The organism is Caproicibacterium amylolyticum (genome assembly GCF_014467055.1).
Lineage (GTDB): Bacteria > Bacillota > Clostridia > Oscillospirales > Acutalibacteraceae > Caproicibacterium > Caproicibacterium amylolyticum.
Genome location: NZ_CP060696.1, coordinates 461,869 through 473,678 on the forward strand (window position 1 = coordinate 461,869; position 11,810 = coordinate 473,678).

General features: G+C 45.4%; 10 protein-coding genes. 5 read left to right on the plus strand and 5 right to left on the minus strand.

Annotated features, from left to right (window positions below; translation table 11 throughout):
- Nucleotides 1-57 precede the first annotated feature (57 nt).
- The 3 genes from H6X83_RS02130 (at nt 58) to H6X83_RS02140 (ending at nt 3,664) form a co-directional block, all read left to right on the plus strand.
- Nucleotides 58-2,454 carry a glycoside hydrolase family 31 protein gene (locus tag H6X83_RS02130; RefSeq protein ID WP_212507535.1) on the plus strand — a complete coding sequence of 799 codons (2,397 nt, stop codon included), beginning with the start codon at nt 58-60 and terminating at the stop codon, nt 2,452-2,454.
- Nucleotides 2,455-2,904: 450 nt separating this feature from the next.
- Entirely contained in the window at nt 2,905-3,540 is a 636-nt protein-coding gene (locus H6X83_RS02135; protein WP_212507536.1) for a hypothetical protein, read from the plus strand.
- Nucleotides 3,515-3,664, plus strand: a complete 150-nt coding sequence (locus H6X83_RS02140; protein ID WP_212507537.1) for a hypothetical protein — start codon at nt 3,515-3,517, stop codon at nt 3,662-3,664. The genes H6X83_RS02135 and H6X83_RS02140 overlap by 26 nt, the downstream gene beginning before the upstream one ends.
- Before the next feature lie 204 nt (nt 3,665-3,868).
- On the opposite strand, the gene H6X83_RS14720 is transcribed toward H6X83_RS02140, so the two are convergent.
- On the minus strand, nt 3,869-4,246 hold the full coding sequence (locus H6X83_RS14720; RefSeq protein WP_212507538.1) for a helix-turn-helix domain-containing protein: 378 nt from the start codon (nt 4,244-4,246) through the stop codon (nt 3,869-3,871).
- Nucleotides 4,247-4,363: 117 nt separating this feature from the next.
- On the opposite strand from H6X83_RS14720, the gene H6X83_RS02150 reads away from it, so the two are divergent.
- Nucleotides 4,364-4,675 carry a hypothetical protein gene (locus H6X83_RS02150; RefSeq protein WP_246419435.1) on the plus strand — a complete coding sequence of 104 codons (312 nt, stop codon included), beginning with the start codon at nt 4,364-4,366 and terminating at the stop codon, nt 4,673-4,675.
- A 159-nt stretch (nt 4,676-4,834) separates the two neighbouring features.
- Here the strand turns inward: H6X83_RS02150 and H6X83_RS02155 are convergent, their stop codons facing one another.
- From H6X83_RS02155 to H6X83_RS02170, 4 genes are read right to left on the minus strand one after another with little or no spacing between them, the layout of a single operon-like run.
- Nucleotides 4,835-6,376 (minus strand): alpha-amylase family glycosyl hydrolase, encoded by a 1,542-nt coding sequence (locus tag H6X83_RS02155; RefSeq protein WP_212507539.1) that lies wholly within the window; start codon nt 6,374-6,376, stop codon nt 4,835-4,837.
- A 48-nt stretch (nt 6,377-6,424) separates the two neighbouring features.
- Complete coding sequence (locus H6X83_RS02160) at nt 6,425-7,318, minus strand: carbohydrate ABC transporter permease (RefSeq protein WP_212507540.1); 894 nt, start codon at nt 7,316-7,318, stop codon at nt 6,425-6,427.
- A gap of 17 nt (nt 7,319-7,335) precedes the next feature.
- The gene (locus H6X83_RS02165; RefSeq protein ID WP_343063131.1) at nt 7,336-8,268 is read right to left on the minus strand and encodes an ABC transporter permease; all 933 of its coding nucleotides are present in this window, start codon (nt 8,266-8,268) and stop codon (nt 7,336-7,338) included.
- A 58-nt stretch (nt 8,269-8,326) separates the two neighbouring features.
- Nucleotides 8,327-10,036 (minus strand): extracellular solute-binding protein, encoded by a 1,710-nt coding sequence (locus tag H6X83_RS02170; protein WP_212507541.1) that lies wholly within the window; start codon nt 10,034-10,036, stop codon nt 8,327-8,329.
- A 227-nt stretch (nt 10,037-10,263) separates the two neighbouring features.
- On the opposite strand from H6X83_RS02170, the gene H6X83_RS02175 reads away from it, so the two are divergent.
- Entirely contained in the window at nt 10,264-11,793 is a 1,530-nt protein-coding gene (locus H6X83_RS02175) for a response regulator transcription factor (protein WP_212507542.1), read from the plus strand.
- The last annotated feature ends 17 nt before the right edge of the window (nt 11,794-11,810 follow it).

An 11,810-nucleotide genomic window follows, 5' to 3' on the forward strand; every position in this document is an offset into this window, starting at 1 on the left:
ACGGCAGAGGGACGGAAACGCGAAGCCGTCCCTCTTGCTGTTAAAGGAGCAGGTGAAATGTACAACAAGTCGATTCAAATGTGTCCGGCTGCAAGAAAAGAAGCAGTTGTGCAGGGGGAAAATTACAGATTTACAGTTTTGACCGCGGGGTTGCTGCGCATGGAGTACAGCGCGTGCGGCTGCTTTGAGGACTGTGCAACGCAAACGGTTGTAAACCGCCGCTTTCCACTTTCAGCATTTGAGGTGGAGGAAGATGAAACAACACTGGTCCTTCGCACTGAAATGCTGACATTAACGTACCAAAAGAAACTTGGTTTTACGGAAAACGGGCTGCAGATTCGGCTTGCGGGTAATTTCAGCCTGCACAAGTCTGTTTGGTACTTTGGCCATGAGAGCGATGATCTGGGCGGAACCGCACGTACATTGGATAACGTGGACGGCGCAATTCCACTGGAGCATGGGATCCAGTCGCAAAACGGATGGTCCACTCTGGATGACATTCATTCGCTGCTTTTGTCAGAGGATGGCTGGGTGCGGCCGCGCCCCGGAACAGAAACCGCAGATATATACTTTTTCGGCTATGGTCACAAGTATTCCCTGTGCCTGCAGGACTATTATAAATTAACCGGCAGTGTGCCGTTGCTGCCGCGGTTCGCGCTTGGAAACTGGTGGAGCCGTTACTACCGTTACACAGCGGAATCCTATCAGGAACTGATGCAAAAGTTTGAAGAAAAGCAGGTGCCGTTTACGGTTGCTGTTGTGGATATGGATTGGCACTTGACAGAGGTTGACCCAAAGTATGGTACCGGCTGGACAGGGTATACATGGAACCGTGAACTTTTTCCAAAGCCACAGGAATTTTTGGCGTGGCTGCATAACAGGGGACTGCACGTTACCCTGAATCTGCACCCTGCTGACGGCATACGCCCGTTTGAGGACTGCTATGTGCGCATGGCAAAAACTTTGGGGCAGGATCCGGAAAAAAAGATTACGATTCCCTGCCGTATAACAGACAGAGCATGGATGCGTGCATGGTTTGATACTGTGCTGCATCCGCTGGAAAAGCAGGGGGTGGATTTTTGGTGGATTGACTGGCAGCAGGGGAGTGTCAGTGATGTACCGGGACTTGATCCGCTTTGGATGCTGAATCATTTTTCTTACTTGGACAACGGGCGCACCGGAAAAAAGGCACTGGCATTTTCCCGATATGCGGGTCCTGGCAGCCACAGGTATCCGGTTGGCTTTTCAGGGGACTCGGTTATTTCATGGGCATCGCTTCAGTTTCAGCCCTACTTTACCGCAACCGCCGCAAACATTGGCTACAGCTGGTGGAGTCACGATATTGGCGGGCATATGCTTGGGGTAAAGGATGATGAATTGGAAACGCGGTGGGTGCAGTTCGGTGTTTTTTCACCCATCATGCGCCTGCACAGTTCCGCCAGTCCATTTAACGGAAAGGAACCGTGGCGCTACGGCATGGAAGCGGAATGTGTAATGGAGGATTTTCTCCGGCTTCGGCACAGAATGCTTCCCTACCTGTATACTATGAATTATCGTACACACAATGAGGGACTGCCGCTTGTTCTTCCGGTGTATTATCAGTGGCCAGAGCAGGAAGAGGCTTACCATGTGCCGAATACATATTTGTTTGGTACGCAGCTGCTGGCCTGTCCGGTAACAACGCCCGCCGCAAAGGAAACAAAGCTTGCCTGCACGGAAGGATGGCTTCCGGTGGGAAGCTGGTATGATGTGTTTACGCATCTGCGTTATACAGGCGGCCGCCGCCTGCGGTTTTACAGACCATTGCAAAGCATACCTGTGTTTGCGCCTGCCGGTGCAGTCATTCCGCTTTCCGCAGACAGCGGAAACAGAACGGAGAATCCCGCACATTTGGAGCTGCAGGTGTTCTGCGGCAAAGACGGCTCGTTCGACTTGCTTGAGGATGACTGCAGCGAAGACAGCACCGCGGAGGAAACGTGGGCAAGAACCTCTTTCCGGATGCGGTGGGGAAGTACGGCCCGGTTTTCTGTTCTGCCGCCGGATGAAAACATCGGTTTTTTGCCAAGGCAGCGCAGTTATACAGTCTGCTTTGTCGGTCTGCGGCAGCCGCAGCAGGTACAGGCGGAAATCGGCGGAAACATCTGCAATACGGATGTTTCGTATGAGGATTCTGTGCTTCGTGTAAAGCTTCCACCTGTTCCAGCAGAGGAAAAAGTAACGCTCATTCTGCAGCATGCAGGTTTGCAGGAAAACCACGTTACAGAATTGATCTATACGCTTTTGGACCGGGCACAGGTGCCTTTTGTGCAAAAAGACCGGATTTTTCAGCTCATTCAGCAGGAACAGAATACCGCGTATATCCTCTCTGAATTGATGACCATGCAGCTTTCGGAGGAACTGCTGGGTGCGGTCAGCGAGATTCTGCTTGCCTGCACAGATGGAGCAGATTCTTAATTTTCATATTTGTGTATAAGACTCTCTTTCAATACAGGTGCAAACGGACATTGAGAAATGGCTCAACCATTCTCAATGTCCGTTTGTATTTAGCCGGTGAGAAATCCTGCATGTACTGGTACAATTTGTGTTGTGCTTTAAAAATTTTGTGCTTTCACATTATTATTTTTGTTTATAAGCTTATATTTCCTTTATTAGAGTATTATTCGAGAATGAGTCAGGGAATGAATTCAACCAACAGTTCAATGACATGGACTGCTCAGTACGGTAGAATGTAATTAGAGTGATGATTTTAATTGCAAAGGATCTGGGTGAAAGCCCACCTCTTTTGGAAGAATTGCCCCAGACGTTTTCTAAGAACACCTCTGCGAAGATATGCAGTGGCGGAAAGTAGTTTGCTAACATTTTTAAGGATTGCTCTGGAAATAGAAATGGACAGGAGTGAAAAATATGAACCTGAAAGAAGCATTTCGTTATCAGAATAAGCTGCAGGCTCTTATGGAAGAAGCGCAGGACATTGTCAGCAGAGATTCTAACATAACAAAAGTAAAAAATACATATCTGCACAAAAAAGTGATGAGCGAAGCGGAAAATGAAACTACCGTAGATCTGCCCGGCACGGAATATGCAGAACAGATTACAGAGATTGCCGGATTTCTGCTCTATCTGCTGCATCAGCGTGAGGTGCTGGCCAAGGAAATCCGCGCGGCAAAGAACCAGCTGCCAATCGACATGGACAGTGAAGTCAGTCTGAACAATAAACGCCAGAGTATTGCTCATACTTTTCAGCACATGGCAAATCTGCGAAGCTCCGAGGTGCTTGTGCCGCATGGCGGAACCGGTTATCGCTTCAACGCGGATGGCAATCAGGTGTCCTACAAATGCGATGTTGCGCGCGTTACTACCATCAACTTTGACCGCTGTCTGGTTCGGAAATACCTTGCGCAGATGAATCGAAAATCGGATGCCGTTTCTGCGGAACTGGACCGCTGTCTTGTAAATACTGAAGTTGACTTTGCACCTCCCTTTGATGTCAATGACAGTTTTGCGGATGTATTCGGTGCATATACAGAGAAACAGCAATAGTCTGCTTTTCATTGACCGGCTGTTTTGGGTGCGGCAGGATAAGAAAGCGCAGAAACCGGTTCAGGTGCAGATGAACTATAAGGCTGCACATTTAATTGCTTCCTTTGGGAAGAATCTATGGTAAAAAGATTACTGTTTTTAAATCAACAGCGAAAGCATACGGGCAATCAGTTTCTTCCTATCCGTACAACGCAGATTCCACATTCTGTTTTTTCATCAGCTTCACTATTCTTGCTGACCATACACACCTCTCCATTTTGGCTTAAAAGCCTCTATATTTTAAAAATAATGCTTTTCATTCAAGCGGCTGCCGCAGAAAGGTGTGCTTTTAGGCAATGCCTTTTGTGCAGGCGATTGGAAAAATGGTCAAAGCGAATTCTGACTTCTGCCGTACCCAAAACAGCCGGTATGCATAAAAAACGGAGCAGCAGGTACCAACCTGCTGCTCATTTGCTGTTTTATCTAACTTTGGTTTTGTCGGAACCAAAATTTTATCCATAGAAACCCCAAGCAAAGCACCGAGGGCATACAAATTGTCAACGGACGGCAGACTTTTGCCGCGCTGCCATTTGTAAATCGCCTGTGGTTCTTCGAAACCAAAGAACACTTGCAAGTCCCGCACAGACAAACCACGTTCCTGCCGAAGCCGGATAATGTTCATACCGGTTGCCACGGGATCGATTACGGGAAATTGAATTTGCTGCATAACTTTCGCCTCCAAATTTTACTTTTTAGAAGGGAATATTTTATAATACCTGGAATTTCGGAAAAAGTCAATAATTAATTTATACTTGCAGCGCAGCATTTAAAGGAGGAAAAGATTTTGGAAGAACTGAAAAATTATCTGCATTTGGAGAAGTTTTCTTTTCACTATTACTTTTATGCGTATCTTGATACCGGAGATTATCAGGCAGATGGGTTATTTGCCAAGCATCAGGTTCACGTAAAGTTCCTGCAGGAATACCAGAAAGATGAATCGGTCTATCACATAGTTTTCTGCCGGATACGAAAACAAGAGAAGGATGCCTTTCTGGAAGCTTTGCGGGAACTGCCTGATAAAATGCTCCTTTGCGGGTTCCAGGATTATGCGGTTCAGTGCAAGCAATTCATGGAAAAAATCGAAGCCTTGCAGTAACGCATCTGCTAATGACACCTACCAGAATTGAAGGGAGATAGTATCCTTATAATGTCAATGCTTTTGATACAACACAAAAAACCGGAAGACAGCCATTTTAATGGAAATCTTCCGGCTTTTTGTGCTATGCAGATTTTGTTTGAGTGGTTCCGCCAAATTTCAATTCATATGAAATATTGAAAAAGATTGGCCTTTCATGGAAAGGCAACCGTTTCCTAACGTGCTGCCTCCCAGCTGAAATACAGGATTTCCAACCAGCTTTAGCGGTATGGATGCTGATCGCCACGACGGATTGACTGCTATTAAAAACTGACCGCGGCGGAATACAAATGGATATTTTCCTTTTTCTGCGTAGACAACTTCAAAATTCGGCTGTGCCTGTAAATCTGGATTTTCGTGGCGTAATTTTAGAATTTTTCGCACTGTATGCAGCAGAGAATTGTCGTCCTTTTCCTGACTTTCCACTGTCGGTGCGCAGTCTCTTTCGTCCACAGGCAAGTACAGTTTCTCTTTTTCTGCATTGGAAAACCCAAGGTTCTTTCCATTTGACCACTGCATGGGCGTACGCGTTCCGGTACGCTGGTATCCGCCTTCAACACTGTTAAGCCGGAAATACTGCATGCCGATTTCATCACCGTAATAAATGAAAGGAACCCCCGGCATTGTCAATAGAAAAGCATAGGCAATTTTACATTCTAATTCATCAAAACCCAGTGTCATGCGGGGTGTGTCGTGGTTACAGGTCATCATGCTGATGTAACCTGCTGTTTGTGTTGCATGGTACTGCGGCAGGTAATCATCCAGGAACTCCATAATGTCGCCGTTGCCCTGCTTGCTGAAGAAACTTCGCTGGCTGCCGTCACTGCCTGTTTTTCGGAACAATGCATGGTATCCGTTATCGTGATGATCCAAATAAAAATCCATGTCGAACTGGGCTTTCCCAATCGCTTTAGCGGGGTCAGACCACTCTGACACCATGGCGGCTTCCGCATACTCCTGATTGAGCATTTCGCGGATGTTTCTCCATATTTCGGCGGTCGCTTCTTTGCCGTCATCGTTTTTTACCAATGAATCGGCCATATCTACCCGGAAACCATCGCAGCCTGCATCCAGCCAAAACCGCATGACATCTTTCAGGGCTTCCCGTGTGGCAACACAGTCAGGCTGGGTGTAATGCATTTGCCATGGTGCGGTTATTTTGTTGAATCCATAGTTAAGCGCTGGCTGGGAAGAAAAGAAATTCAGCAAGTAGCAGCCGTCCTTTTCGCTGACCCCGCACATACTGTTGAATCCGGCAGGACGGTTCCACACGGAGTCCGTCCAGATATACCGGTTCGTATATTCATTTTGGCACGCTTTCTGGCTCTCTCGAAACCATTCGTGCTGGTCAGAGGTATGTCCGGGTACCAAATCAAGCAAAATATGCATTCCACGTTTGTGTGCCTCGTTAAAGCAGTGTTTCAAGTCATCATTTGTACCATAGCGCGGAGCAACCTTTTTATAATTACTTATATCATAACCGGCATCCATAAAAGGAGAATCATAACAGGGGTTGATCCAAACTGCGTTGCATCCTAAAGATTTGACGTAATCGAGCTTTTCTGTGATGCCGTTTATATCGCCGATACCATCACCATTTGTGTCGTAAAAGCTTTGCGGATAAATTTCATAAAATACTGTGTCATTCAGCCATTCGGGCATTAAAATTCCTCCATTCGTTTTCCAATAAACTTCATTGTTTCCATAAGTTTATTCCTTTACGGCACCAACTACAATACCGGTGACAAAATATTTTTGCAGGAAAGGATAAATTGCAATGAGCGGGATGGTGGAAACCACGATTTTCGCAGCATTCAAGTTTTTATTGGTAAGTTCAGCGGCACCCGCCAGTGTATTGGAGTTTGCTCCGGCCTTTAACAAGTCAGCAATATTGATATTCAAAGACTGAATATACGTCATGAGCGGGAAATCCCTTACTTTGGTGATGTAAATCAAGCCGCTGAAGAAGTCGTTCCAGCTTCCAACAATGCTGAACAGAGCAATCGTTGCAAGTACCGGTACTGAACAGGGAAGATAAACTTTCCACAAGACCTGCATGGGATTTGCGCCGTCTATCACTGCGGCTTCCTCCAGCGATTTCGGCACGCCGGCAAAGAAATTCATAACCAGTATGACATTGAAAATCGGGACCGCACCCGGTAAAATCAGGGACCAAATCGTATTTAGAAGACCTAAATCCTTTACGATAAGATAAGTGGGAATCATGCCACCGTTAAACAGCATTGCGAAAATCATAAATTTCATGTACACGCCGCGCGCATGGAACTCGCGTTTCGACTTAGAAAGTGGATATGCCATCAGAACAATCAGCACCATATTTAACGCAAGCTGCAGAACGACGCGAGCTGCTGAGATAAGAAAAGAACGCCAGAACTGCGCATCAGCCAGCATCTTTTGGTAGGGAGCAAGTGTAAAATCTACCGGAAGGAAGCCCACCTGATTCCCTGTAACAGCTGCACTGCCGCTAAATGAAATTGCCACGATATTAAGCAGTGGAAGCAAGCAGGTAAGCCCCATTAAAATAATGATTATGTAGATAAATGTTTTCCCTGCTTTTGCCCATCCGTTGTTGTATTGTTTCATAAACCTTTTCCCCCCTTCTAAAAAATGCGGGCATCTGTAAACTTCTTGGAAAGTCCATTCACGGAAAGCATCAGGACCATGCCCACGAATGACTTGAAAAGTCCGACTGCCGTTGAAAAACTGTATTGATGGCTCAGCAGGCCCATTCTGTAAACATAAGTATCAATAATGTCGCCTGTTTCATAGACCATTGGGCTGTACAGGTTGTAAACCTGGTCGAATCCCGCATTGAGCACATTGGCAATGTTCATTACCGAGATCAGCAGAATAATGCTCAGCATGCCCGGCAATGTCACATGCCATGTTTTCTGCCACCAGTTGGCCCCGTCAATCGCAGCTGCCTCATAAAGCCCCGGGTCAATTGAGGTGATGGCCGCTAGAAAAACGATAGAGGAATAGCCAAATTCTTTCCAAACATCGGTCATGATCAGCAGCGGCTGAAACAGTGTGTTGCTGCCCAAAAAGTTCGTTTGGCCAATTCCAATTTTACTAAGGATCTGATTGACCGACCCGTCCAGATTAAACATATTTACCACAACGGTTGCAAGGATAACCCATGAAAGAAAATGGGGGAGGTAAACGACGGTCTGTATCGCTTTCTTCATCCAGTTCAGCCGGATTTCGTTGAGCAGTACAGCAAATACAATGGCCAGCAGAGTGGTCAGAGTCATTTTTCCAATAGCGATGCACAGCGTATTCCGGATAATTGCCCAAATATCCGGCAGTGAGAACATATACTGAAAGTGTTTCAGTCCCACAAACGGCGATCCGAAAAAGCCCTTGGATGCAGTGAAATTTTCAAATGCCATGATAATGCCTACCATAGGGATATAGCTGAAGATAATCAGAAATATCATACCCGGCAGCATCATGAAGTGAAACATCGTGTTTTGTGAGCGCAGTCTGCCGGAAACAGCACTGTGCGCTTTCGTTTTATGCAGAAATTCCATTGAGATCCTCCTTAATAAAATGGGACTGTGTTTTAACGACACAGTCCCACTGCTTTTCTTATTTTCCAGAAGCTTGGGATTCTACTTCGCTTGTTATCTGACTGCCGCCCTGGGACTTCCAGCTGTTAACAAACGTGTCGAAGGCACTTGGCTGAACGGCTCCGGTTATAATTTTTATAACAGATTCGTTCTCCAGCTTATCCAGATTTGTCCACATGGATTCCATGGAATCGGTTGTTCCTGTAAAGCCCGGCATCTGCCAATTAAACAGGTTTTTCTGGGTGAGTTTGTAATACAGTCCTAAGCCAAACAGACGGGAAGTATTATGGGACCAATCTTCTACCGGTGCGGATTTCTTGTCTTTATTATAATTGTTAATTTCAGTAACAATCATGCGGTCTTCCGCCATATCGATATCCTTGACTTTGGCGGGATCTTTTACAGCTCCCGAAATCTGTTCGTAACTGTTCAAATTCAATTTTGCGTCCAGTATTTCCATGTTGACTGGTTTTGTGGCATTGTCCATCTGCATTGCTTTGGAGATATTCGGCATTGTTTTGGATGCATCTTTTCCGTTTAGCTTGTCATAGAACAAGTTTAAAAGTTTGATAACAGCTTCAGGATGCTCATACCCTTTGCGCACCACTAAGTACTTATTTGACGGTGCTACGTGCATGAAGTTGACTTTACCGTTTTTGTCGGCGATTGCATAGCATCTGAATTCTGCGTTGGGATCTTTCTGCTTTACCAAGTTGAAGCACCAGTCAGGCATATGCCATTGACCAAAAACGATGCCGGTCTGATTGTTGACTAAAAGGCTCTGGCAGTCGTTCCATGTACGCGTGCCGGTTTGCGGGTCAAGAATGCCTTCCTTAAACCAGCTTGCCATCGTGGTAAGAAATTCCTTTGTTTCATTGGTGGTGGAACCGTACACGATTTTTCCGCTTGCATCTTTCTGCCAATGTTTCGGAAAAGCGTTGAACGAATTGGCGATGCCGGTTAAGGTGAAGGAACCGCCGTCGTTAGTACCATCGGTAGGATATTGCTGAACCGGTATGCCCACCGGTTTCCCCGTCTTGCCCGGGTCTTTCGCAATAAACTGCTTTGCTGCATTTTTCAGTTCATCCAGGGTAATGCATCCGTCCCCGTCTGAATCCAGCTTGATACCAAGCTTGTCAGCCCAATCCTGACGAATCCAGGCCACATTGGAGCCTGCATCGCCGCCTACGTCCGGCATTGCCATGATTTTGCCGTCAAACGTACATTTTCCAAAGGCACCGCCCTGGTAGACATCTTTGAATGAATTATAGATTTCCTTAATTTTATCAGAAGCGTATTGATTGTAAACTTCTGTCAGGTCCATGACCTGATCGTTGTTTACCATCTCTTTCAGGTCGTTGTAACTGTCGACCAGCATCATGTCCGGCAGGGAGCTGCTTGCCATTGCCAGTGAGACCTGACGGTCATAGTCCGCGCCGTTCGCTTCAAATGCGTCTTTAATTACAATGTTTAGCTTTTCTTTTAAAATCCGTGTGTATTCATTGTTTTCATATGTATCGCCTTTTGGCAGCCGTGCATTGGTAGCCGTTTGCCGCCCCGTGTTGATTACGACTGACTGATCGTATTTCGCCATTGGGTCTGTTACCTTAGAGGCGGTTGGTTTTGATGAGGCGCTTGGGGTGGAATTTCCGCAGGCAGATAATCCAACCACAAGTGTTGCTGCCAAAACAAATGCTGCAGAACGTTTGACAAAATGATTTCTTTTCATTACTGAACCTCCCATTGATTTTTGCACTCCCTAACATTCACAATCTTCGTGAATTTTAAGCGCAAATTTAGTATAATCTATCCATACAGCTGCTGTAAATAATAAAGAATCCAGATATCTGTCCAAATATCCCGAAGATACAAATATGGATACTTGATTTTGTTGAAAGCACCAAATAAAACAATTATACTTGACTTAACCTTGAATTTCTAAGCGGAGGTGCCCTTATGTACCGAATTCTGATTGCAGATGACGAAAAAGATGAGCGGGAAGCAGTAAAATTTCTTTTAAAAAAATATAATTTTGAACTGGACATTGAGGAAGCCGAAAATGGACAGGATGCCCTACAAAAAGCAGAAAGCAAAAAAATGGACATTTTGTTTACGGACGTGAGAATGCCTTTTTTGCTGGGGACCGACCTTGCAACCCAAGCACGGGAACTGTATCAGAATGTGCAGATTATATTTTTCAGTGGTTATAATGACTTTCCCTATATTAAAAAAGCGCTCACTGTGGGTGCTGTTGACTACATACTAAAACCCATTAATCCGGAAGAACTTAGAAAAGTGCTGAAAAAAGCAATCCAAAAACTGAACGCGCAAAAACAGATCATTAGACAGGAGCAGTTTGCCGCAGTTTATATGCAGAATCATATTTTGTCCCGGCTGCTGTACGGAGCCAAGGCGGAGATGCTTTGCAGTGAATTAGGAGGCGTTGACCTTACTTTTTTGGAAAAATTCAAATGGCTGCTTCTGCTTCAATTTGATAATCCTGTTTTTGGGAGCATTCCCCAGGACAATCTTGAAAAATCCGTTGCAGACGTGCTGAATGGGCAGCCGCATCACTTCCTCAATCTGAACACTTACCAAAGTGTTGTATTTCTGCAAAAGGATACGGAAACAGATTCAGATTCATCCGTTGCTGCTATGGCACAAGTACTTCAAAAGCAAATCTCTGCGGATGCTGGTGAACCTTGTTACATTTCCATCAGCAGTCCGCTGACGGGGGCGGATTCCATTGCATCGGCATATGCACAGGCAGAAAAAGCACTGGATGACCGTTTCTTTTTTAGAAACTGTTATTTGTACCCGATTCCTGATAAAACTTCAAACGGTTTAGAATCTTATGAGGAAGATGATGCCCTGCTTCGCTCCGCTGCAGATGCCATTCAGTTTAAGGACGGCTACAGTCTGCAGAAAAGTGTTGCTATGCTGCTGGCAAAATATCAGCACAAGCGAAACCAGTCCCATATCAATGTAAGTTATATCCTGTCACAGCTGGCGGCTATCTTATACAGTGCACTGCCGTCCGAAAAAAACGATTTGCAGGCAATGATTGAGCGTTTGTATTTCTGTCAGTATTTTGAGGAGAGCAAGGCACTGATATCGGATGTTACGGAAAAAGTTGTTGCCAACCTTGCCGCTGATACCGAATCCACAGGGCACACAATTCGTATGATTAAGCAGTTTATTCAAAGTCATTATGGCGAGGAATTAAGCCTTTCCCGACTTGCGAAGCAGTTTTACTTGTCCCCGCATTATTTAAGTGATTTGTTTATCAGTGAAACCGGCTGCGGAATTAATAAATATATTAAAACGGTACGAATGGAAAAAGCAAAAGAGAAATTATTAGATACAAATGAAAAAATCCAGGATATCTGCAAAAGCGTCGGTTACACAAACTTTTCCTATTTCTGCAGAAGTTTTCGGGAAACTTTCGGGAAAACGCCGGAATCCTATCGGCAGTCGGCGCACTAAGCAGCAAGGAGAGCACC